Source organism: Niallia oryzisoli (genome assembly GCF_043641075.1).
GTDB classification, from domain to species: Bacteria; Bacillota; Bacilli; order Bacillales; family Cytobacillaceae; genus Bacillus_BD; species Bacillus_BD oryzisoli_A.
The window spans coordinates 287,603-310,168 of the sequence record NZ_JBHZRC010000002.1; the positions used below are offsets into that span (position 1 = coordinate 287,603).

Sequence of the window (22,566 nt, forward strand, 5' to 3'; positions counted from 1 at the left end):
TAAGTTTTTATTTGCATGAATTTCCAAACAAACTTATCGTTTTCAATAACCGTAGCCTATAGAGCGATAAATGATCAAGCCATGTTAAAAATACTTTAACTATACTTTTTTTGTTTGTTAACTATATGAATGGCATGCCCTAATGCTGCCTCCGCTGCCTCTAACCATCCCTCACTTAAGGTCGGGTGCGGATGGATAGTTAATGCTAAATCTTCAACACGGGCCGCCAATTCAAGAGCCAATACTCCCTCTCCAATTAAATTAGACGCATCAGCACCAACGACATGCATTCCAAGTAATAGATGGCTCTTCTCATCCACAATAACTTCCGCAAAGCCTTCGCTTTCATTCGTAGCCAATGCTCGGCCATTCGCACGAAATGGGAATGATCCGACCTTCACCTTATATCCCAGCTTTACTGCTTCCTCACGCGATAAACCAACTCCAGCAATTTGCGGATCTGAAAAGATGACGTATGGTATAAAGGATGTGTCAACTGCGCTTGGCAAATGGGCAATTACTTCAGCAGCTACGATCCCTTGTTTAGAAGCCCGATGTGCAAGAGAAGGACCTGGTGTCACATCCCCAATGGCAAAGATATGTTCAACATGGGTACGGCATTCTGTATTTACAGTGATGTACCCTTGTTTCTCTACCCTAATACCAGCCTGATCCAAACCAATGTTAGTCGTATTAGGAACTCTTCCAATTGTAACTAAAGTTTTGTCACTAACAAGCACTTCAGATCCTGATTTTTCAGAGGAGACAAAAAGATGTACTTGACCGTTTTCAACCACTGCTTTTTCAACCTTCGTTGCCGTTTTAAATGCCACCCCTAGTTTCTTAGCTTTTTTCACCACTTCTTTTACAAGATTTTCTGAAATCTGTGGAAGAATTCGAGCAGCCATTTCGATAATCGTTACTTTCGTTCCTAATTTGGCAAAGGCTATTCCCATTTCGATCCCAATGTAACCGCCGCCAATAATGGATAATGTTGAGGGAACTTCCTGTAATTCTAGTATCGCAGTCGAATCTAGTATAAATTCGCCATCCACTTCTAGAAACGAAGGGATGAACGGTTTTGAGCCTGTTGCGATAATCGCATTCTCAAATTTATAGATTTGAAAGTCATGATCTGTTTGTACGCCAATACGATGTTCAGATAAAAAACTCGCTCCCCCTTTTACAACGGTCACTCCGTTTTCAGCGCATAAGTGATCAATTCCTTGATTTAATTGAGAAACAATGGTTCCTTTCCACTCTTGCCATCTACTTAAATCAAACGCTGCATCTTCAATGGAGCCCTTAATTCCCATTTTATGCAATTGGGATAACCCACTAAATTGTTCGGCAGTATGAATTAGGGCTTTAGAAGGAATACAACCTCTATTCAGACAAACTCCGCCCAGGCGTTCTTTTTCAATCAATGTAACCGATTTTCCTAACTGACCAAGTCTTATCGCAGCGGCATATCCACCTGGTCCACCTCCTATGATTACAACATCTGTTTCAATTGCTACTTCTCCTACTACCATTTATCTCATCTCCAATAATAATAGATTTGGATTTTCTAATAATTCCTTTATCCGATTTGTAAAGCGTACAGCTGTTACACCATCGATTAAACGGTGATCAAAGGATAAGGACATATACATCATCAAACGAATAACCCCTTCCCCTTCACGCACAACCATACGTGGTTCCATTTTATGCAGTGCTAAAATGGCCGCTTCCGGGTGATTAATAATAGGAGTTGCATGCAGTCCTCCGACCGGACCAACATTGCTGATTGTAAACGTTCCTCCCGTAATTTGTTCCAAACCAAGTGTCCCTTCCCTAGCCTGAGAAGCTAACTGCCTTATTTCTTCTGCAAGCTGGAATATGCTTTTCCGATCTGCATCTTTAATAACAGGTACAATCAAGCCTTCATTTGTATCCGTAGCGATCCCGATATGATAATAGTTTTTTAGAATGATTTCATTTGTCTTTTCATCAATCGAGGAATTCAACATTTTGAACTCTTTTAATGCAATGACAATGGCTTTGATAAAGAATGGCAAAAAGGTTAGCTTAATATTCTTTTCTTCAGAGTACCCCTTAAATTGGTCTCTTAATTCTTTTAATACGTCCATTTCTATCTCATCCACATGTGTAACATGAGGAATGGTTGAAACAGACTTGGACATATGTTCAGCAATTCTCTTACGCATACCCTTTAATGGTATTCTTTCAACTAATTCCTTTTCGGTGCTGGAGATTACCTCCATTTTGGCCTGATTATTCTTTTGCGATTGGGCATGTGCATTAGGTTTAGGATTTTCGACTAGAATCTCTTCCTGAATTGGCTTATTTTCAACAAAAGCCTTTAAATCTTCTTCCGTTACTCTTCCAGCAGGCCCGGTACCCATCACTTTTTCAATATCTACTTTCATTTCTCTAGCCATTTGACGAACATATGGAGTAGCAAGAATACGATGACCGTCAATCTTTACGGAATTGTTTTTACCTTCCAGATTTTCCGTTATTGGTTCTACCTCTTTTTCATTAATCATTTCCATTGAGGTCCCGTCGTTCTCCGTTTGTATAGTGAATATGGTTCTGCCTACTTCGACCGTTTCTCCCTCGGAAAAAAGGATTTTATTCACCTTCCCTGTTGTTGGAGCAGTTAATTCGGCATTCACCTTATCGGTTTGCACTTCCACTACTGGTTGATCTTGCTCTACCCAGTCTCCTTCTTGAATCAACCACTGAATAATTTCCCCTTCATGCATCCCTTCCCCTACGTCGGGAAGTTTAAACTCAACAACCATCAGAATTCCTCCTTGTTTCTCTTCTGTTTCTTAAAATAAAGCGGTTTCCACTATTCCCTGTTTGATACGTTCGACCGTTGGTTGATAATAATCTTCTACAGAAAACTGTGGTACCGGGATATCAAATCCTGTTACTCTCTTAACAGGTGCTTTTAAATAAATAAGTGCTTCATCATTAATAATAGAAATAATCTCTGCACCCAATCCCGCCGTCTTATGGGCTTCATGAACAACTAATGCACGACCGGTTTTTTTAATGGATTCAACAATCGTATCCCGATCAAGCGGGTACAGTGTACGAAGATCAATGACCTCACACTTCCACCCTTTTTCCTGTTCTATTTTATTTGCAGCATGTAAAGCTTCTCTTAACATCGATCCCCATGAAAAGATGGATAAATCACTGCCCTCTTTCACCACTTTTGCTTTTCCAATCTCTATTCGATACATTTCTTCAGGCACTTCTTCCTTAAAGGCTCGGTATAGTTTGGTTGGTTCCAAGAAGATAACAGGATCTCGGTCTTCAATTGCTGAAATGAGCAGCCCTTTCGCATCATATGGATTACTCGGTGCAACTACTTTTAATCCAGGTGTATGGGCAAAAAAGGTTTCCACGCTTTCTGAGTGAAGTTCAGGACCACGAATGCCGGCCCCATATGGAGTGCGGATAACCATTGGAACCTCGAATTGGCCACGTGTACGATATCTCATTCTGGCCGCATGTGAGACAATTTGTTCGAATCCAGGGTAAATAAATGCAAGAAATTGAATTTCAACTATCGGAAGCAGTCCATTGAGTGCCATCCCTATGGCAGAACCAATAATTCCTGCCTCAGCAAGTGGTGTATCTACCACTCTGTCCCTGCCAAATTTCTCAATTAGTCCATCTGTTGCCCGAAAAACCCCGCCATTTATTCCTATATCCTCTCCTAAGAGAAGAACCCGTTCATCTTCCTCAAGCTTTTGATGTAAAGCTTCTGTAATGGCTTGAATCATTGTCAATTTTCTACTCATTACTTTCTCTCCCCTTTCCTTAAGCTTTGTTTTAGCTCTTCTTGCTGCTCTAAAATTTGCCATGGAGTTTGGGCATAGACATGGTTAAACATATCCAGCGGATCTGCCATTGGATAGCTTTCTGCTTTGTTTAAATGGATGTCAATCTGATCATTGATACGTTTTACTAATTCTGCCTCTTTTTCATCATTCCAAAGTCCATTTTGATTCATGAACTTTTTCAGACGATCTAACGGATCATAATGTTCCCGCCATAAATTTGAAAGATCTTCCTGGTCACGATACTTTTTTGGATCATCTGCTGTCGTATGAGCCCCATAACGGAATGTAACCGCTTCAATTAACGTTGGGCCTTCACCCTTAAGCCCTCTTTCAATGGCATCCTTAACGGTTAACCAAACAGCGAATATATCATTACCATCCACGCGGACGCCTTTGATATCATACGCTAGGGCCCGTTGGGAAATCGTCTTAGAAGATGATTGACTTTCAAAAGGTACACTAATCGCATATCCATTGTTTTGACAGAAGAAAATGGTTGGGGTTTTAAAGACGCCAGCAAAGTTCAGCGCCTCATGAAAATCTCCTTCTGAACTAGCCCCATCACCAAAATAAGCAATACTAACATTCTGTTCATTTTTTATTTTACTTGCCCAGGAAGTACCAACTGCATGAATCATTTGCGTAGCAATTGGAACACTTGGCGGCATAATTTTTTTCCCTTCAGGACTTATCGAACCTTCTATATGTCCTTTCCAATAGAGAAAGACCCGATACATGTCCTGACCATGCACAATGGCTGCAGCATGATCACGATAAGTGGGAAACAGCCAATCATTTGAAGATAACGCTAAGGCGCTTCCAACCTGGGACGCCTCTTGACCTTCAAAAGGAGAGTAAGTCCCCATTCTGCCCTGACGTTGCAAGTTAACCGATTTCCGATCAAACGCTCTGACTAAAAGCATATTTTCATACATTTTAAGAATCACTGATTCATGTATTTTTGCCTCAATGGGTTCGAGAATGTCCCCATTTGGAGTTAAGACCTGATATACTTTTGATAATTCACCTTTATTAACTATCTCACTATTCACGGATGTCATTTTCATTTCGTTAGTTACATGTAAAACCATACCAAATTTCTCCCCTTTCAATAGCATGAGTTTTGGTTCCTTTTTCTCTCAAACTAAAATATAATTTTTATAAATAAAAACTTTTTAAATGAAAACGTTTTATTTATATATAAAATGATATTATAATATTGTTTTGTTAGATATATAATATTGAATGAAAATTCACCGTTATATATACAATTTGAATTTTCTGATAAATATATTCTTGCATTTTGAAATTGGAGGTATTATGAATGGATCAAATTGATATTCATTTATTAGAACTACTACAACATGACGCTAGACTGTCAATAAGTGAACTATCAAAACAGTTATCTTTAAGTCGTCCAAGTGTATCCGAACGATTAAAACGGTTACAAGAAAAAGGCATTATTGAAGGTTTTACTGCACGGGTTAATCCTTCTACTGTAGGACGAAAAATACTAGTTTTTATTCAATTAAGTGACCTTACAATAAAATCTTATTCAGAGTTTGAAAAGAGGATCCTCGAAGATCCTGCGTTTATTGAATGTCACCGTCTTACTGGTTCTGTCGGTTATTTACTCAAGGCCGCCGTCCCAAGTATGAATCAATTAACGAAATTGATAGATTCATTACTCCCTTTTGGCAGTGTGAATACATCCATCGTCTTATCATCTCCGGTCCCTTTCAAATCAATTGTACCTGATATGGTAGATTCCTAATGAAAGAGTAAAAGTTGATTGATGCAATAGTGTCAGCGTACTTTTTTATATCAATGTGGGAGATTATTTACTATTAATGAGGCTGCCTTCCTGTTAAGTGATTGAATACATAAAAATAACCACAGTCCAATGACTGTGGTATTTATCTTTTTCAACTGAATAATTTCTTTGACACTCTATCAGATGCTTCTTGAACCTGTTTGATTAATTTTGGAATGGTTTGCCTGTTTAATCTAAGGGTGGGTCCAGCAATGCTCACAGCTGCTATCACCTTCCCTTTAGCATTTTTCACAGGAGCTGCTATTGAGATAACCCCTTCGTGAAGTTCTTCTTGACTCACGGCATATCCTTGCGCGCGAATGGTTTTTAGCAGATTCTTTAGCTTAGTAGGATCTGTTATGGTTGTAGATGTATAGCATGTTAGCCCCTTATTAATTACCTGTTCAATGGTTTCTTCGGATTGATAAGCTAACAATACTTGGCCCGTACTCGTACAATGAACCGGATTTTTCCTTCCTGCATGTGATAATAGATGAACGGGATATGAGCTATCCATTTTTAGTAAATACAAAACCTGGTGATTTTTGAAAACGCCGATATGAGCAGTTTCACCTGTTACCTCTGCTAGTTTTTCTAAAATCTGGATGGACAAATGACAGAGTTGCATTTTTGTCATGATGGTATGACTCAAGGCCAAAACGGATGCAGCGAGGCGGTAAGATTTTGCAGATGGATCCCGTACAATGAAGCCTTCTTCTATCAACGTATGTACTAACCGATAGGCGGTACTTTGTCCAATTTCTAATTTACCTGCAATATCCTCTAATTGTAATTCAGGTTCATCAACGGAAAATAAATGAAGAAGACGAAGAGCATTTCTTAATGATGAATGATGATAACTATTAACAGCAGGATATCTCACTCCAAGTCAACTCCTTTCCAAAAGGCCTGGAATATATCCTAGTCTAATCGACACTTCATTTGCCGCCTCTATGATCATTTCGATCAACCGATTAATTTTAAGATCATCGATTCGCTCCTTTGTCCCAACAACTGCGACAGCAGCAACCACTTCATCGGTATAGTCCCTAACCGGCGCGGCAATACTCACCACATTCTCATGCATTTCATCAATACATACGGCATATCCTTGTTTGTTAATTTGGCTTAATTGTTGTTTCAATACCTCTGGGTCTGTCGGACTGTTTGGACCCATCCGTGGAAGTCCCTCGTCGATAATGCGATCAACGACTGATTGTTTTTTCTGAAAAGCCAATAAAATTTTTCCTGCACTAGTACAAGTAGCAGGGTTCTTTTTACCAATAGAAGACAGTAAAGGTACAGGATCGACACATACCATTTTATGAACGTAGGTAATCTCTTTGCCTTCTAAAATCGCAATATGCCCAGTCTCCCCTATATCAGCAACGAGTTTTTTTACTATATCCTTCGATTCTCGGTGTATTTCTAAATGGGAGGTAACCACCCCACTAATGGAAAGTAATGAAAATCCAAGGGTATACTTTCTCCCCTCTTTTTGTAGGAAACCTTCCGCTTCCAGATCACTCAATAGCCGACTAGCGGTACTTTTATGTAACTGAAGAACATTCGCTATTTCTGTTAATCCCCATTCTGGTTTTTCTATTGTAAAAAGCTTTAAGATCTGGAGTCCTTTTTGAACGGATTGTAAAACAGCCGTTTTCTTTTTTGTTAAAACCAAATCCATCACCTCAACCGATTTTACATGCTAAAAATATTTTTATAAAATTTATACTATTTATATATATTTCACTATACCAATGAACCTTATAGTTCCTCAAATTTTTTACACAAAAAGAAAGTTTTAGAGCTTGTTTCTACTAAACCTTTCTTTCATAGAATGTCTATAGACTAAGATTGAATGATTTTTTTATTCTCACTTTCCATGAATTCTTCATAAGTCCCATTTTCTTTGACCACTTTATCAAATGACCCGAACTTCTCTTGGACTAAAAGATACCCTAAAGCGGCTAAAATACTTGGCACAGCAAATGTAGCAAACGCCATCTTTGGTTCGATTCCCGTTACAAGCAGCATCGCAATTAAGGTCGGAGCAAGAATAGAGCCAATTCGTCCGATTGCCTGGGCATAGCCCATTCCAGTAGCTCGAATTTCACGCGGATAGAATTCGGTAATGTACGGGTTTCCCAAATTCATGGCGCCAACGGTACTGGCACCGCCCAAAAAAATTAAAAAGTAAACAAGAGCAACATTCGTCGTGATACTTAATGCAATGAATGTCACAACACCCATTAGATATAACGTAACAAGTACTTTTCGATATCCTATTTTCCCAGCCAAGTAACCGCCTATCAAGGTACCAGCGATCTGACCAATACACAGCATAATATTAAATGAAAGGCTTGATGTAAGACTAAAGCCTGAACTTTGCATAATTTTTGGCAGCCATGTATTTAAGCCGTACGCCATCATCATGGTACAGAAGATGGCAACCCAAAAGGCAATCGTTGTAAAGGCTCGTTTGCTTGTAAACAGCTTTTTAACTGGAAAGCCCTTCCCTTCTTTCTGAGCTGTATGTAGCTGATAATCATCCTTTTCCGAAAAATCCCCATTAGGATTAACCTTATTAAGAATCTCTACCACTTTTCCAACCTGTTTTCTTGCTAGATAATAAGAAAGTGACTCAGGAAACTGTTTGATAAACAATGGAATGGTTAGTATAGGAATCGCACCAATATAGTACAACACACGCCAACCTGTATGTGGTACCAAATACATGCCAATTAACGAAGCTAAAATACCGCCAAGAGCATAGCCAATATAGATGGCTCCCACAAGGAGGGCACGTTGTTTTTTCGGCGAATATTCTGTCATGAGTGAGATACAGTTCGGCATCAACCCACCCATCCCAATCGCAGCGATAAAGCGCATGATGGTAAACACCGTAATATTAGGAGAGAGACCTGCAGCTAATGTAAATACAGTGAATAAGAACATACAAATACTAATGACGTTTTTTCGGCCAAACTTATCTGCTACTGGAGCTAAAACAAGAGCACCAACCATCATCCCGAACAAAGAATAACTGCCGACAGCTCCAGCCTGAAGAGCAGATAAATTCCACTCCTCCATCATCCATGGTAACCCCACACCATACATAGCAATATCAAAGCCATCAAAACCGATTGCATAGAAGCACCACAGAAAAACTAGTAAATGAAAGCGATTAAATTTACTTGCAGAAACAACATCTTGGGCAACTATTGTGCGCATCAACATCTCTCCTTTACGTTTACATTGTTATCATTTTCATAGTGAAAATAGTATATTAGGAATTTTCTGAATAAAACCAGTAACTTCTTTCATGTGAAACTTTTTGAATTTTTTTATAAATTTTACATTCCATAGATTCGAATCATCTATAACCCAGCTTTTTTCGAAAAGTTATCATTTGTTTCGTATATAAGAAGTTGGAAGTTTTATTCAGAATATTTTCATAATAACATTAGTCCTATGAATAACTTAAAAACGCTTACAAAGGGGATGGGAATATGCGTACACAAGTAGGGATTATTGGGGCTGGACCAGCAGGACTTATTCTTGCACAATTATTACACCAACAAGGAATTGATTCAGTTATAGTAGAACGTAAATCAAGAAACAATATCGAAGGAACGGTAAAGGCCGGTATTTTAGAACAAACGACCATTGATATTTTAAGAGAAATCGGTGTTGGAGATCGTATGGATCGTGAGGGTCATTTTCACGATGGCAACTACTTTCAATTTAATGGAGAAAGACGCCGAATTGATTTAAAAAAATATTCCGGTGGAAAACAAGTGGTCGTATATCCACAGCATGAAGTCATTATCGACCTAGTCAACGCTCGCTATGCAAATGGCAAAGACATTATCTTTGACGTAGAGGACGTCACTTTACATGATATGGATACCAACCAACCAAAAATAAAATATCGTAAAAATGGGATGGATGAGGAATTGATTTGCGATTTTATCGCAGGATGTGATGGATTTCACGGACCAAGCCGTCAAGCGATTCCTGATAAGATAAGAAAGGAACATATTCATTTGTATAAGGATGGCTGGCTAGGTATTCTATCTGATTCTGCTCCAGCAGCAGATGAGCTTGTCTACGCCAATCATGAGAGGGGATTTGCTTTATTAAGTACACGTACCCCGATTTTACAACGTCACTATCTACAAGTGGATGCAAACGATGATATTGCTAATTGGTCTGATGATCGAATTTGGACAGAATTAAACGAAAGAACAAAAACCCATGATGGCTGGCAAATACCGGATGGACCCATTAATTCAAAAGGAATTATCCAAATGCGCAGTTTCATTTGTGAAACGATGCAATACGGCCGCTTATTTATAGCAGGAGATGCCGCTCATACCGTGCCTCCTACAGGAGCAAAAGGATTGAATTTAGCTGCTACGGACGTCAAGGTATTGGCACGTGGAATTTCAGAATTCTATCAAACGGGCAGCAACGATCTATTAGACCGTTACTCAGAAATATGTCTTCGTCGTGTTTGGAAAGCAGAACGCTTCTCTTCTTTCATGACAAAGCTTCTCCATGCAAATCCAAGCCTTGACTCCTTTGAACGCGGGATTCAATTGGCCGATCTTGATTACTATACTTCATATGAAGCAGGATTAACGATGATCGCAGAAAATTATGTAGGCCTGCCAATTGAATGGGAAAAAGCAGGAGACTCAGTTATTATACGGTAATAATTGAACCGGCAAGTCTCATACGAACAACGGAAGCATTCATAGGGGGTATGTGCAAGGCGGCTGGCGTACCGGCCCCTTCCCTCCCCCAAATAGTTTCCAAATGACTATTCCTTATTTTTGTTTTTTCCCACTATCTCCTGAAACAATCCGTTATTGATTTCTCCTTATTAAATGAGATTCATTTTGTCTTACTTACCTTCATTAATATTTGAGACATTACTATAAAACTCCTCAAAACTCGATTGTCCTAGGGCAAACTTCATGGTTTGAACAAAAATACGTTCATTTTTCGTCAGTTCACGTTTTGCTTCCTTTTCAATCCATTCCTGCTCGATGTCCAAAGGATCTAACACATGCTTTCCTTTTGAAAAAGCTTCATAGTATCTTAGGCCAAATTTTCTTTGGGAAACAGCATCAATATGTATACCATCTGGATTGGCTGTTAAGCCTTTTGCTGTGACAAAATAGCAATTATGTTCGGTATGAGCCACGTTAGATAGTAGTTGGTTGATTTGTTTATATTCTACAGCGCTTTTGCCAAATCCGACCTCGCCAAGGAAATGTCCCAACTCACCAATCATAATCGGAATATCTGGTGCATTTAATTCTTTTCTCAGGAGTTTAAACAATGAACGTAATTTATCTTCATACGTCTTGTACCGTTCACCATAGCTGTCGCTTTCTCCTTGATGCCACAGAATTCCCACTAGTTCACTTGTTTCCATAGCGAATCTTGCTTCAGAAATTGCATGTCTTGTCAATAGTCCATCACTTGCCCATTCATCAATCGAGCTTCCTCCTTCGGCACATGGAATGAACCCAATGGACTCACCTGGATGGTCCTCAGTCCAAGCCTGAGCAAAAGAAGCTGCTGGCCCAACACCAGCTACATGACGATCAAAATTAAGAGGTTCTGCCATCATTTGCCATCTACCGTTCCGCAGCATATGTACATGCTCATTATAAATCGGCGGTACATCCTCAATAAATCCTCTGCCTGCCATATTTGATTGTCCGATTAATACTATTGATTTCATAGAAAAACCTTCTTTCTTTGTTTGCAAAGAATTAATTAGTCTAAATAGGATTATGACTATACTCAATTAGGCTTTTTTTGTCAATTTGATTTTGTTTTTAATTTATTGATTGGAACTAAAATGGAGAATGAGCACTTTTCCTTGCTATAGGAAAGCCCCGTTTGCTCCTTATTTTTATACAAAAAGAGGCATTAAAAAACGACTTTGTCATTCATACAAAGCCGTAATTCTACTATTTATTATATGTACTAACCTCGATATCCTTCCGTGTAGATTTGAAAGGTGACACCGAATTTATCTTTGATAACTCCGTAAGCAGAACTAAAACTTGTTTCCATTAAAGGCATTTCAACTTGTCCGCCCTCCTGTAAAGCTTCAAAAATTTGACGAGCTTTATCTGCATTGTCGAACGTGACACAAATAGTCACTAGGTTTCCTTCTTGAGCTGGTTGACCTGGGAATGTATCTGAAAACATAATTTCTGACTCTCCAACCTTTATTGTAGCGTGTGAAACAAGGTCTTTCGCATCTTCAGGAAAAGGAAAATCTGGGGTAGTAGGCATTTCACCAAATGTAATAACTCCTAAATTTTCTGCATGAAATACCTTTTCGTAAAATCCAATGGCTTCTCTTGCATTTCCGTTCAACTGTAAATAAGGAATACATTTCAATTTATTCAGCTCCTCTGATTTTATTGGGAGTATGTACTCCAAATAGTATTATAACCAATAAATTTATTAATTACATTAATATTCTGATAATTTAATTATATTGTGATACACATGCCCTGGGTAATTGTTCCACATCCAATTAGTTTCTACGTTTTAACGGAAAATGGTCACTTAATTTAATCCACTCTCCGCCTCTATTATGGCCAACGATATATCCTTTCAATAAAAATTATCCTAACAATTCTCCCTATTTTTATCAAAATCCTTTTCAACTTTCTGCACAAATCTCTAACAACACCACCTGCGCAAGTCCCAGTCAACTAAAAAAACATAGGAAGATTTTATTCTTCCTATGTTTTCAATCCTTTTATTTATCTGTTTGTTTTTGCTTCTTTTTCAAATACTCTGCACGTATTTTTTCAAGTTGCTGCTTTTTATCAAATTTGGCAGGCGTTTGTTTTTCATGAAATTTTGCCACAGCTGCCTGACCTTTGTAATCCAATTGATATTTTCCCACTTTGTTCACCTACTTTTCTTGTCTTTAAAGAAAATCTATTCAACAAATATAATACCTTATTTTACAGAAGTAAACCTTATTATATTTGTGGACCGCTAATCTTGCATATATCAGTAAAAATAGTAAAAACTTAGCAAAATAATTCATCGCCAAATCGTATTTATTTCATTGCTTTAAGACACCTATAGCTTCTATATATTCAATCGAATCGAAAGTTGTATGATTTTGAAAACCTATGTGTCCCAAAGTTTATCCAATTCACGTACTTGATCATATGCTTTTAATAGATATTCGGGCACCAGTGTTCTTCCACATTCCCAAGAATTCTCTTCGACTTCTGCTAAAAGCTGTCCCTTTTCTTCTTCTGTACCATAATAGAGAGTCTTTAAAACTCGAGTATTTTTCCTAAATTCTAAATAATAACCGAGCTGATGATAAAAAATAATCTTCACAAAGTTTTCATCTGTTTCTTTAATTTTAAAGTTAATTTTAGCGTTATATCCATTAATTTGTATATAGTTAAACTTTATCGTATTTGTCGAAACATTATAACTCATCGGAGCAGTGAGTTCATTGTTGAATTCAACATTAATATTTAGTTTGAGCTCTTGTAATATATTTTTAATTATCTTTTCAATATCCCATATATAAAGCATTTTTCTTTACCCTTTCTAAAAAACATTAATCCGCCGCATTTCCCCACAATGATGTCATTCTAATTTTAAGTCTTCTATTTGTGTAACCCTCCTAATGAATTAAACTATATAAACAAAGCAAATTAAAATTGTCACGTTGACGTCGTTTTAACATTATAATACGCTCCATACTGTAACAAGAGCCATTTATCATAATTTGTTATTGAACAAAATTGCTCCTTTCGTTCAATAACAATGACCACCGTAATGGCAGCTAGATTTCTAGGTAAAGCCCATACAGTTTAAGGGATATTCACAATCTTTTGTTAGGAGCATTATAAAAAGACGCCTTCTTACAAAAGAAAAGCGCTCGATTGTTGAGCAACATTAAAATAACTGGCTTTTGTCAATAAGCCAGTTATTTCATAGATTACGTTATTTCTCTAATTCAATAACAATATCCTCTAATACAAATTCTTCTCTACCCTTACCAGGCTTCGTTGGAATAGGAATTTCCCTATGTTCACCATTCTCGGTGATTTCAACTGAACCAAAATTTTCAGAAGTATACTCTCTTAAGGTGATGGATGGGGTTATGATGAGCTTCTTTGCCTTCTCGTCTAATTTTCCGAATGTTTTACTCCAACGAATATTATATCCCTCACTATCACCTGTTCCTCCGTTACCTTCACCTGAATACCTATTTCCTAAGTCATCTTTCACTTCTATCTCGACGTCTACTCCGTGCCATTTGTTTCTTATCTCTTCGGAAACCACTTGTTCATAATAAATAATAAAAGACATCGGTGTGATAGATACTTCTCCAACATTTACTTGTACTCCATTCCGCTCTGCGCTATGATCACTTAATGGTTGCGTATGGCTTTCCGTTGCATCTAGTGCAAGGGCAAAGTTCCATTTTCCTTTAATTTCTTCCTGTTTTTCCGGAATGGTTATACTTTCTATCATCCATTTTATTTTTACTCTTTCTTCATTCGTAAGATTCATGCTACTAGCGGTTATAAGGCCCACATAATGATTTTCATCTACCTTTGAAATGGTAGAGCTTCCTGCTTGCCCTGTTGAACCCTTTATGTCTAGGGATCCAAGAATGATCGGATCATTTCCTAAATCTTGTTCACTTTCGATTGAATAAGTGACAGAAACTGTTTTTCCATCATAAATAGCGTCATTGATTGTAACGATAATCCCCTTACTTTCCTCTGCCATGTTTATCTCAGTGGAATATTCCTTATAATCATCGTAAAGGCCCGTTCTTCCATTATCCAAAAATCTAAAAATATCTCCTATGACAGGAATATTGCCAGCATAAGCAGGAAACGATAATCCAAAAGCTGAGGCTGATAAGCCGATAATAATGGCTGATGCAGCAACGTATCTTTTCCAGCCCTTCATTTTTTTCTTCTGATTTAATGATTTTTTTAAAGCCTTTTTTACTTTAGTCTTTTCAAATTCACTTACTTCCATTTCCTCAAATTCATTTTCATCTATGTCTATATCATTTAATAATTCATAAATATCCTTCACAATACACTGCCTCCTAGATTAAGATTCGTAGCTTGGTTATGTAGTTTCTTTTTCCCTCTATAAATTCGATTATCTATCGCAGAATTGGTTAACCCTAGCTTTTTAGATATATCCTCGGTTTTTAAACCTAGAAAGAATTTCATGATAAAAATATCTCGATCCACAGGCTGTAATAGATTTAGTAACTTAATAAGTTCCGCTTTGTCTTCGATCATAATGAGTTCATCTTCTGCTGATTTTTCAGTATTCAACTTCATATCATCTGAGGTGAATTCCACTTTCTTACTAGCCTTTCTGTAGTAATCAATCGCTTTAAACTTAGCAATTGCACAGATCCACTTTTTAAAATCTGCCGAATCTCCATGGAACTTCTTTGAATGGTTCCATATTGAAAGAAAAATATCGTTTATACATTCTTCTATGACTCCATCATTCTCAAGTGGAGAAAGAACTTTATAAGTGATCCCTTTTATTAATGGCAAATAGTTATCAACTATAAATTCTAATGCGTCTTCCTTTTGTCGTTGTAATCGCTGTATGTAATTTTTTTCATTAGATTTCATGTACGACTCCCCTTATTTTTTTCTAAAAGCTTTTACACCTTATACAACGTTTTGAAAAAGTTATTCTCTCACATTTACAATAAATAATTTTGTCAATCGATCATAGTCCAAAGAAAGACATCATCTACTGAGGATTTCTTTCGCGAAAAAACAAATGGGAGGCGTTTGTTGTGCAGGACAAATAAAAGTCTTTGAACAAGGAATCTGGATACAAAGGACACACGATGGAGAAAATGTTATTTATTAATAATATTTTTTGTATTTGTTTTAGAATACACAAATTACTGAATATTCAAAAATACAGGATGGTCATCATGAGCAAACACAACTATGATAGATGGCTGCAGCACTTGCCCCTCCATGTACAAATTTCAAGCATGTCAGATTGCTCCGCAGAGTTGTTCTTTTTAACGGGGAGCATCATTCGGTTTATGCAGAAGCATGTTATGTCCGATCTTAAAGCAGCCATCGTGAAAAGAAAATGGCTCAATCAAATGGAGGATTTTGATGAAAAAGAAGTCATCACCTGGTATATCAATACAGTGGCACCTACGATGGAATTAGGTAAAATACAGGTGAATTGTAATCTTTTGAATCTGATCTTCGATTTAGAACATTTTCAAAATGATCAACATTTCAAGGAGTTCGTTGAATCGACTTGTCGTTTTGTGATGGCATTATGAACAAATCAAAGATGGAAACGAATGATAGGTTCTCTGCTTCCCTTTTGACTTTTTTGCTAAATTAGCAGGTAACTTTAGGAAAATGCAGAATATATTTGTGAAGTATTGAAATGAGGAGGATGAGTATGTTTCAAACGTTAGATGGTTTCTTTACATTATGGAATTTTGAAGCAGATGCAACTCAGAAAATGCTTAATCAACTGACAGATGAATCCTTATCCCAAGAAGTAACACCCCAAAATTGGACATTGGGAAGAATCGCCTGGCATATAACAACTGCAATTGGCGTGATAACATCTAGCACAGACCTTTCCTTTGATGCTCCTAAACAGGATTATCCTGTCCCAACCTCAGCAAAGTTCATCTCTGACAGCTATCAAAAAGCAAGGAACGCATTGTCTCAAGCAATAAAAAATCAATGGACTGATAAAAGTCTTAGTGAAGTAAAGGATTTTTTTGGACACAAAATGTCAAATTCCGAACTCTTATTATTTATGATTCAGCATCAAATTCACCATCGAGGACAAATGACCATTCTTATGCGCCAAGCAGGCTTAACCATACCCGGTCTTTATGGCCCAGCAAAAGAAGAGTGGGCCATGATAGGGATGGAAGCTCCTAAAATGTAAGCATGGGGACGGTTCTAATGCTTCCGTAATTCCTGTTAATGAAGCGTGAGAACCGTCCCTCTGCTTCCTGTGTCCATCGTTAATGGATTTGTTTTTCAAATAGCACATATCTGTCATTATGTTTTGATATGATGCTCCATAGTACTAGGTTCACAATTAATATCCCTACTGAAATCAGGATGATTAGCTGAACTCCTAGTAAAAACAGTCCACTCACTTGGCCAATCATCAGGGCAATGACAGGCAGTACGATAATGCCACCAATATTCTGCGCTTCCTGATACGTCTTCACTCTTGCTGATATTAGGATATTCAGCAATACCGTTAGTAGGATAACCATTGGGGAAAGACAGATGATTAATGCTAGCCAGTTACCCGATGGGAAGATCAGCTCGCCAAACAAAGGATATCCCAAAGAATTGATAATGACTCCACAAATGACAAAACTGATAATAGAAACAAATAATGGCGGTATGAAAGATGCTATGATCTTGCTCAGAAATAACGTTTTAATGGAAATCGGTGAAAATAATAGGCTTTCCAGCGTTCGGTTTTCCTTCTCTCCCACAAAGCTATTAGCGGCCACTGTCATGGCAGTGATAATTGGAACTAGTAAAAATAAGTTTGGAAGCATAAAATTAATGAACACATAAATCATTTGCTGCTCAAGATTATAAGAAGAGAACTCATCACCCGTTGTACTTTTAAGAAAAGCATCAATTAGTTTTTGTCCATCATTTCCGGCAATTTTTTCAGCATCAAAAAGTAGGGCCCCTCCCAATATAATTGAAGGAAAAATAATAGAAAAGAGAATTGGGATGATAATCATCGTTACCATTAATGTTTTACTTCTAAAAATATCTTTAAGATCTTTTTTAATCAACGCTTTACTAATAGTTGTCCCCATTATTTATACCCCCCTTACCTTGAAATAAATCGATTGTAAATCATTGTTCATGATCGTCAGCGAATATACAGGATCATTCTTAAGTAAGCTACTTAGCAGCTGAGGGATATCATTTTTAGACGGCAGCTCAAAAACCACTATGGATTCTCCCACCACACTGCAAGGAAACCCTAAATATTGCTTATCCTGTGGCTTAAAGGTCGTATTCACTTTCACGGTGACGTTTTGAACATATTTATTCTCTAATTCTAGTAACGTTCCTTGTTCCGCTATCGTCCCATTTTCAATGAAAGCAAACGAATCGCAGATGGTCTCCAATTGATGCAGGACGTGTGAACAAATGATCATCGTGGTCCCTGTTTCCTGATTATATTTTTTCAAATAAGTTAAGACCATCTCAATACCATCAGGGTCCAATCCATTCGTCGGTTCATCCAAAAATAGAATGTCCGGTTTATGCAGCAGCGCTTTCGCCAATGCCAACCGCTTTTTCATACCAGTACTATACTTTCCCACTGGTTTATCCTGATGCTCTTTCAAATCAAACAGATCCAGCAGCTCTGCCACCCTATTCTTATCCTTTACCCCATATAGTTCAGCGAATAATTCGAGGTTCTCTTTTCCGCTCATCTGATGATAGAGTCCCGCACTTTCCGTCACAATGCCAGATATTTTTCTGATCCTATCTCCCTCTGAAGCAGGATCCATTCCGTTTAATGTAATCGACCCTTTTTCCGGCTTGATCACTCCATTCAATATACGGATAAAGGTCGTTTTCCCTGCGCCATTTGGACCCAATAACCCAACGATTTCCCCTTTTTTCACCTTAAAGTTTACATTTTCTAATACGGTTTGCTGACCAAAGGATTTAGACAAACCTTCTACATGAATAAAACTCGTCATTTTTCACCATGCCTCTTTTATTATTAAAAACAGAATTTTACCATTATATGTATTCCCTATCAAAATCTTAAATCCCTTTATTTGCAACAGTAAAAAAGAAGCTGACTCAAAAGGTCGTTACTAACACTTTTTGGGGTCAGCTTCTTGTTTTTTCTTCTATTCTTTCAAGTTAATAAATCGGTAGGAATTCCCTGTCATTAAAGCGGTAATAGCTGAATCGATTCCTTTGCTCCGATCGTTTCAATCATTTCAAGCCATTCCTGAGGTTTATTTGATAGGACGGTATAATAGGTAGTTAGAAAGCTCTTTACCAGGTGTGCCAAAAGTTGATCCGTTTCATCATTTAATGGCATGAAACATAAGTCCAAGCCCTTTACAGCCTCTCCATTATTCTCCCATGAAGGATGGACATACTCTAGATCTAGGCGTTTATAGCCCAAGTGTGACAGGACTTCGCGTCGAACATAGGGATCCATGACCTTAACGCCGCCAAATTCGTGGTGCTCCACTCGGTATGGGTCATAAATTTCTGCAAACATTCCAGCTAATTCTTTCCCATTGGCTTGAGCCAGCTCCTGTAAATCGTTTAACCGGTTCTCCGCCAAAAAGCGGCCTAGGCTAAGTCCAGGTTTGCTGATAATCGTAAAATCCGTCATCGCAATATTCCAATCCGGGTAGTAACGGTATTCCGTTGCACCCACCACCTGATCATCGAGAACCGCAACAAACACGCGAATACCCGGATCCTCCAGCGGCTCCTTCCAAAGCTCATATTCCAACACCTCTTCAGGAGGAAAAATTTGTCCCATTAAGTCGTGAAGCTTTTTAAAATTTGGGTCATCAATGCTTGTGATTCGTTTATATTCCATATGTCGATCATTCTCCCTTTTTAATTTTTACCTCTGTTATACTTTCTGTAAAATAAACGGAGGAATTCCGCTTGAACTGGGAAATACACTTATTTCCTTCAAAATAAAGGAGGTTTTTCCGTTTATATGATTGAAATCGTTGAATTTTGCCTTATTTAAAGCCGTTAATCGGAATTTCTCCGCTTATATCTGATTCTTAAGCTTCTTTTTACACATTAGCCGGAAATTCTCCGTCTTACGCATTCTCAGCCTACACGAAAATCAGCCTACTGTTTAAAAGGATTTCTCCATTCCATGAGTGCGGCGGAATTACAGGATTCTTTATCCTCGAGATAATTTTTTGCCACACCTATTGGCACGCGCCCGCATCGCAGCAGGAACGTAATCACAGGATCCTTACGTTTTCCATGTATAACCTCCGTCAAATACTCCTCAGGCGGCATTTCATTGGCTACTTTATAATAACCCGGCATCCGTCCGCCGCCAAGCAGTCGGTCATATCCTTTTTCAATCACGATATGATACATCGCTTGAATCAATAACTTTCCAAGGCCCAGCTTTCGGTACTTCGGCCTGACACTGATATCAACAATATACAAGGTGTTGCCATTTGGATTATGGTTGCGGATGTACCCATTATCCGTGATTTCCTCCCACGTATGGTCTACATGATTTGGATCAAAATCTACACAAAGGCTTGTCACCGATCCTGCCAACTCGCCATTGGCCTCTACACATAAGGCCCCTTCCGGGAATTTTGTCACATGATTTGTTAATTGCTCTTTATTCCACCATAATTCGGACGGAAAAGGAGGTGGAAAGCATTCGGATTGAATAGCAATGAGTTGATCAAAATCGTCTTTTGTATAATTACGGATACAAATTCGCTGCGGCCGATCCTGCTCATAAACGTAAAATTCACTTCGGTACATTTTCCACATCCCCTTACCCATTATTTTTCCCAATCAATATATAAATCGGTTCGGCGGTCACGCCAGGTGGTTACCGCTCCACGCTCCCGTACTTCGTATAACAGACTTAAATCAAGGTCAGCCGTTACGACCATATCATTATTAATCTCTCCCTCGACCAAAAGGCCTTTCGGAGGGAATGGAATATCGTTTGGCGTGATAACGACAGCCTGTCCAAAGTTCGCACGCATGAAATCAACCGTTGGCAGCGCACCGACTGTTCCAGTAAGAACGACATATACTTGATTTTCGATGGCCCGGGCATGACTGGTATAACGGACCCGATGAAAGCCATGACGGTCATCGGTACAGGATGGGCAAAAAATGATGTCCGCCCCCTTCGCCTTGGCTATGCGAACGATTTCTGGGAATTCAATATCATAGCATGTTAGCAGAGCGATTTTACCTTTATCCGTTTCAAAAATCTGAAACGAATCACCCGGTGCCATGCGCCATTCATTCACTTCTGTCGGTGTAATATGAAGCTTCGCCTGCTCACCTATTCTCCCATCCGGATAAAATAGATGGGCAGTATTATATAGCTTGCCATCCTTCTCAAGGACGTGCGTACCTGCAATGATATGCATATTGGTTTTCTTAGCAAATTGAGTAAACAGCTCAAGATATTGTTCCGTAAAGCTTGGCAAATCATTAATCGTCAGGCTTTCTCCCCTATCGTTCCCGATTGATAACAGCTGGGTTGTAAAGAATTCTGGGAAAAGGACAAATTCAGCACCAAATTCCTCAGCGGTTTTTATGTAATGCTCACATTGATGGGCAAATTCATCAAATGATGTAATCGTATGTAAATGGTACTGTACAGCAGACACTCGTATTTTCATTTTTCTCCTCCAAGTAAGTTGTTTTAAAAAAACACACCATAATTAGAATTATCTAATAGCAGCCATTTAAATTCAAATATTATAGATTTAATCATGAAAGGGAATTTATATCATATCGAGATATCCATATTGTTAAAAGATTGAATACTCAGTGCATATTTAACACTGTATAAAGAGTAGGCTTTTTTATTTTACATATTGTTACAAAAATTAGGGAATATTGTATAAAAAGGATTGTTGGTTAGATGGAGGTATATTTATGGAGGTAGGAAATCATGTACAGCTTACATCAGCAGAGATAACAGCTCTTTGGACATCCTATATGAATGATACTGCCATTGCTTGTCATTTTAAATATTTTTTAACCAAAGTTGAGGATGAAAAGATTAAAGCATTAGTCAAACATGCTTTTGAAATGGCTCAAGGAAATCTTAAAACACTAACTGAGATTTTCAACAAGGAAAAGTATCCAATACCTTATGGATTTAAACTTAATGAGGATGTAAATGAAAATGCTCCAAGGTTGTATTCAGACACCTATTTTTTGAATTACCTCCATCAAGCAGCACAAATTGCTCTGCAAGGATACAGTCTGAATCTGTCAGTATCAGTTAGAGCAGATGTTTACAGTTATTTTAATGAGTGTATTTCACAATTATTGAATATTCTAAGGGAGATAAAAGAACTTTTATTATCTAAAGGTCTTTATATGAGATCTCCTTATTTGCCTATACCAGAAGATATTGATTTCGTTAAAAAACAAAATTTCCTTAAAGGCTTTTTTGGAGAAAAGAGACCATTAGTAGGTACAGAAATATCAAACCTCTATGTTAACTTTCAAAGAAATGCTTTTGGCGTTGCAACCTTAATAGGATTTAGTCAAGTTGCACAGTCAAAGGAAATAGCTAAGTTTTTATTTAGAGGTGTAGAAATTGCAAGAAAGCATTGTGATGTTTTTGGAACTATCCTTAGAGAGGATTACCTTCCAGTACCTATGTCATGGGATTCAGATGTAACTGAGTCTACCGCTTTTACTTTTTCAGATAAACTTATGATGTTCTATACTACAGCCCTTGTTGCCCTAAGTATTGGATTTTATGGTACTAGTATGGCAATGAGTCCTAGAAGGGATATTGGTCTGCATTATGTAAGGCTTACTGCTGAAATAGCTCTGTATGCTGAGGATGGGGCTAATATCATGATCAAAAATGGATGGCTAGAACAACCTCCTATGGCTCCTGATAGGGACGAATTAATAAAAAAATAGAATCAATTATAATCCATATTCAAGTCCTTCTGTATAAAAACAGAAATTTCACCCATTAGTGGTTAGTGTTGATTTTATTTAATGTGAAAAAACATGTGCGTCTCTTGGATCTGACATAATG

The 22,566-nt window shown here is 37.9% G+C and carries 23 protein-coding genes; 5 read left to right on the plus strand and 18 right to left on the minus strand.

All coding sequences use genetic code 11. From position 1 onward, the window contains the following. Positions 1-95: 95 nt before the first annotated feature. Genes lpdA through pdhA form a run of 4 tightly spaced genes read right to left on the minus strand, consistent with a single transcriptional unit; the run spans position 96 to position 4,927 of the window. Positions 96-1,535 carry a dihydrolipoyl dehydrogenase gene (gene lpdA, locus ACHUFV_RS10925; RefSeq protein ID WP_394233976.1) on the minus strand — a complete coding sequence of 480 codons (1,440 nt, stop codon included), beginning with the start codon at positions 1,533-1,535 and terminating at the stop codon, positions 96-98. After that, a complete protein-coding gene (locus tag ACHUFV_RS10930) occupies positions 1,536-2,810 on the minus strand; it encodes a dihydrolipoamide acetyltransferase family protein (protein ID WP_394233978.1) in 1,275 nt (424 codons plus the stop codon). It lies immediately after the preceding gene. Positions 2,811-2,840: 30 nt separating this feature from the next. After that, on the minus strand, positions 2,841-3,824 hold the full coding sequence (locus tag ACHUFV_RS10935) for an alpha-ketoacid dehydrogenase subunit beta (protein ID WP_394233980.1): 984 nt from the start codon (positions 3,822-3,824) through the stop codon (positions 2,841-2,843). Continuing rightward, positions 3,824-4,927, minus strand: a complete 1,104-nt coding sequence (pdhA, locus tag ACHUFV_RS10940; protein ID WP_394234461.1) for a pyruvate dehydrogenase (acetyl-transferring) E1 component subunit alpha — start codon at positions 4,925-4,927, stop codon at positions 3,824-3,826. The genes ACHUFV_RS10935 and pdhA overlap by 1 nt, the downstream gene beginning before the upstream one ends. A gap of 263 nt (positions 4,928-5,190) precedes the next feature. Between pdhA and ACHUFV_RS10945 the strand changes: the two genes are divergently transcribed. After that, positions 5,191-5,640 (plus strand): Lrp/AsnC family transcriptional regulator, encoded by a 450-nt coding sequence (locus ACHUFV_RS10945; RefSeq protein ID WP_394233982.1) that lies wholly within the window; start codon positions 5,191-5,193, stop codon positions 5,638-5,640. Between the two features lie 151 nt (positions 5,641-5,791). On the opposite strand, the gene ACHUFV_RS10950 is transcribed toward ACHUFV_RS10945, so the two are convergent. From ACHUFV_RS10950 to ACHUFV_RS10960, 3 genes are all read right to left on the minus strand, one after another. After that, on the minus strand, positions 5,792-6,562 hold the full coding sequence (locus tag ACHUFV_RS10950) for an IclR family transcriptional regulator (RefSeq protein ID WP_394233984.1): 771 nt from the start codon (positions 6,560-6,562) through the stop codon (positions 5,792-5,794). Positions 6,563-6,568: 6 nt separating this feature from the next. Beyond that, positions 6,569-7,360 (minus strand): IclR family transcriptional regulator, encoded by a 792-nt coding sequence (locus tag ACHUFV_RS10955; protein WP_394233985.1) that lies wholly within the window; start codon positions 7,358-7,360, stop codon positions 6,569-6,571. A gap of 170 nt (positions 7,361-7,530) precedes the next feature. Beyond that, positions 7,531-8,913, minus strand: coding sequence for an MFS transporter (locus tag ACHUFV_RS10960; RefSeq protein WP_394233987.1), 1,383 nt, complete (start codon positions 8,911-8,913; stop codon positions 7,531-7,533). A gap of 278 nt (positions 8,914-9,191) precedes the next feature. On the opposite strand from ACHUFV_RS10960, the gene ACHUFV_RS10965 reads away from it, so the two are divergent. Further along, complete coding sequence (locus ACHUFV_RS10965; protein ID WP_394233989.1) at positions 9,192-10,400, plus strand: 4-hydroxybenzoate 3-monooxygenase; 1,209 nt, start codon at positions 9,192-9,194, stop codon at positions 10,398-10,400. A 191-nt stretch (positions 10,401-10,591) separates the two neighbouring features. On the opposite strand, the gene ACHUFV_RS10970 is transcribed toward ACHUFV_RS10965, so the two are convergent. From ACHUFV_RS10970 to ACHUFV_RS10995, 6 genes are all read right to left on the minus strand, one after another. Beyond that, positions 10,592-11,440 (minus strand): sialate O-acetylesterase, encoded by an 849-nt coding sequence (locus ACHUFV_RS10970; RefSeq protein WP_394233991.1) that lies wholly within the window; start codon positions 11,438-11,440, stop codon positions 10,592-10,594. 248 nt (positions 11,441-11,688) lie between these two features. Further along, on the minus strand, positions 11,689-12,111 hold the full coding sequence (locus ACHUFV_RS10975) for a VOC family protein (protein WP_394233993.1): 423 nt from the start codon (positions 12,109-12,111) through the stop codon (positions 11,689-11,691). Positions 12,112-12,478: 367 nt separating this feature from the next. Further along, positions 12,479-12,628, minus strand: a complete 150-nt coding sequence (locus ACHUFV_RS10980) for a hypothetical protein (protein ID WP_394233994.1) — start codon at positions 12,626-12,628, stop codon at positions 12,479-12,481. A 233-nt stretch (positions 12,629-12,861) separates the two neighbouring features. Further along, on the minus strand, positions 12,862-13,284 hold the full coding sequence (locus ACHUFV_RS10985; RefSeq protein WP_394233995.1) for a hypothetical protein: 423 nt from the start codon (positions 13,282-13,284) through the stop codon (positions 12,862-12,864). 414 nt (positions 13,285-13,698) lie between these two features. Continuing rightward, positions 13,699-14,811, minus strand: a complete 1,113-nt coding sequence (locus ACHUFV_RS10990) for a DUF4179 domain-containing protein (RefSeq protein WP_394233997.1) — start codon at positions 14,809-14,811, stop codon at positions 13,699-13,701. Continuing rightward, entirely contained in the window at positions 14,808-15,374 is a 567-nt protein-coding gene (locus tag ACHUFV_RS10995) for a sigma-70 family RNA polymerase sigma factor (RefSeq protein ID WP_394233999.1), read from the minus strand. The genes ACHUFV_RS10990 and ACHUFV_RS10995 overlap by 4 nt, the downstream gene beginning before the upstream one ends. A gap of 314 nt (positions 15,375-15,688) precedes the next feature. Between ACHUFV_RS10995 and ACHUFV_RS11000 the strand changes: the two genes are divergently transcribed. Then, positions 15,689-16,057: a hypothetical protein gene (locus ACHUFV_RS11000; RefSeq protein ID WP_394234000.1), complete on the plus strand. Its 369-nt coding sequence runs from the start codon at positions 15,689-15,691 to the stop codon at positions 16,055-16,057. A 125-nt stretch (positions 16,058-16,182) separates the two neighbouring features. Continuing rightward, positions 16,183-16,686: a DinB family protein gene (locus ACHUFV_RS11005; protein WP_394234002.1), complete on the plus strand. Its 504-nt coding sequence runs from the start codon at positions 16,183-16,185 to the stop codon at positions 16,684-16,686. Positions 16,687-16,765: 79 nt separating this feature from the next. Here ACHUFV_RS11005 and ACHUFV_RS11010 read toward each other — a convergent pair whose 3' ends face one another. From ACHUFV_RS11010 to ACHUFV_RS11030, 5 genes are all read right to left on the minus strand, one after another. Continuing rightward, positions 16,766-17,593 (minus strand): ABC transporter permease, encoded by an 828-nt coding sequence (locus ACHUFV_RS11010; protein ID WP_394234004.1) that lies wholly within the window; start codon positions 17,591-17,593, stop codon positions 16,766-16,768. 3 nt (positions 17,594-17,596) lie between these two features. Continuing rightward, positions 17,597-18,496 (minus strand): ABC transporter ATP-binding protein, encoded by a 900-nt coding sequence (locus ACHUFV_RS11015; RefSeq protein ID WP_394234006.1) that lies wholly within the window; start codon positions 18,494-18,496, stop codon positions 17,597-17,599. A 197-nt stretch (positions 18,497-18,693) separates the two neighbouring features. After that, positions 18,694-19,365 carry a GNAT family N-acetyltransferase gene (locus ACHUFV_RS11020; protein ID WP_394234008.1) on the minus strand — a complete coding sequence of 224 codons (672 nt, stop codon included), beginning with the start codon at positions 19,363-19,365 and terminating at the stop codon, positions 18,694-18,696. Between the two features lie 266 nt (positions 19,366-19,631). Further along, positions 19,632-20,297, minus strand: coding sequence for a GNAT family N-acetyltransferase (locus ACHUFV_RS11025; RefSeq protein ID WP_394234010.1), 666 nt, complete (start codon positions 20,295-20,297; stop codon positions 19,632-19,634). 20 nt (positions 20,298-20,317) lie between these two features. Beyond that, positions 20,318-21,178: a carbon-nitrogen hydrolase family protein gene (locus ACHUFV_RS11030; protein WP_394234012.1), complete on the minus strand. Its 861-nt coding sequence runs from the start codon at positions 21,176-21,178 to the stop codon at positions 20,318-20,320. A gap of 259 nt (positions 21,179-21,437) precedes the next feature. On the opposite strand from ACHUFV_RS11030, the gene ACHUFV_RS11035 reads away from it, so the two are divergent. Beyond that, a complete protein-coding gene (locus ACHUFV_RS11035) occupies positions 21,438-22,445 on the plus strand; it encodes a DUF3231 family protein (RefSeq protein ID WP_394234014.1) in 1,008 nt (335 codons plus the stop codon). The last annotated feature ends 121 nt before the right edge of the window (positions 22,446-22,566 follow it).

Coding starts and splice junctions, on each gene's coding strand:
- ACHUFV_RS10960 (WP_394233987.1), bottom strand. CDS start 8,913: ATGCGCACAATAGTTGCCCAAGATGTTGTTTCTGCAAGTAAATTTAAT.
- ACHUFV_RS10945 (WP_394233982.1), top strand. CDS start 5,191: ATGGATCAAATTGATATTCATTTATTAGAACTACTACAACATGACGCT.
- ACHUFV_RS11020 (WP_394234008.1), bottom strand. CDS start 19,365: ATGGAATATAAACGAATCACAAGCATTGATGACCCAAATTTTAAAAAG.
- ACHUFV_RS11005 (WP_394234002.1), top strand. CDS start 16,183: ATGTTTCAAACGTTAGATGGTTTCTTTACATTATGGAATTTTGAAGCA.
- ACHUFV_RS11010 (WP_394234004.1), bottom strand. CDS start 17,593: ATGGGGACAACTATTAGTAAAGCGTTGATTAAAAAAGATCTTAAAGAT.
- ACHUFV_RS11015 (WP_394234006.1), bottom strand. CDS start 18,496: ATGACGAGTTTTATTCATGTAGAAGGTTTGTCTAAATCCTTTGGTCAG.
- lpdA (WP_394233976.1), bottom strand. CDS start 1,535: ATGGTAGTAGGAGAAGTAGCAATTGAAACAGATGTTGTAATCATAGGA.
- ACHUFV_RS10985 (WP_394233995.1), bottom strand. CDS start 13,284: ATGCTTTATATATGGGATATTGAAAAGATAATTAAAAATATATTACAA.
- ACHUFV_RS10965 (WP_394233989.1), top strand. CDS start 9,192: ATGCGTACACAAGTAGGGATTATTGGGGCTGGACCAGCAGGACTTATT.
- pdhA (WP_394234461.1), bottom strand. CDS start 4,927: ATGACATCCGTGAATAGTGAGATAGTTAATAAAGGTGAATTATCAAAA.
- ACHUFV_RS10935 (WP_394233980.1), bottom strand. CDS start 3,824: ATGAGTAGAAAATTGACAATGATTCAAGCCATTACAGAAGCTTTACAT.
- ACHUFV_RS10970 (WP_394233991.1), bottom strand. CDS start 11,440: ATGAAATCAATAGTATTAATCGGACAATCAAATATGGCAGGCAGAGGA.
- ACHUFV_RS11025 (WP_394234010.1), bottom strand. CDS start 20,297: ATGTACCGAAGTGAATTTTACGTTTATGAGCAGGATCGGCCGCAGCGA.
- ACHUFV_RS10995 (WP_394233999.1), bottom strand. CDS start 15,374: ATGAAATCTAATGAAAAAAATTACATACAGCGATTACAACGACAAAAG.
- ACHUFV_RS11000 (WP_394234000.1), top strand. CDS start 15,689: ATGAGCAAACACAACTATGATAGATGGCTGCAGCACTTGCCCCTCCAT.
- ACHUFV_RS11030 (WP_394234012.1), bottom strand. CDS start 21,178: ATGAAAATACGAGTGTCTGCTGTACAGTACCATTTACATACGATTACA.
- ACHUFV_RS11035 (WP_394234014.1), top strand. CDS start 21,438: ATGGAGGTAGGAAATCATGTACAGCTTACATCAGCAGAGATAACAGCT.
- ACHUFV_RS10930 (WP_394233978.1), bottom strand. CDS start 2,810: ATGGTTGTTGAGTTTAAACTTCCCGACGTAGGGGAAGGGATGCATGAA.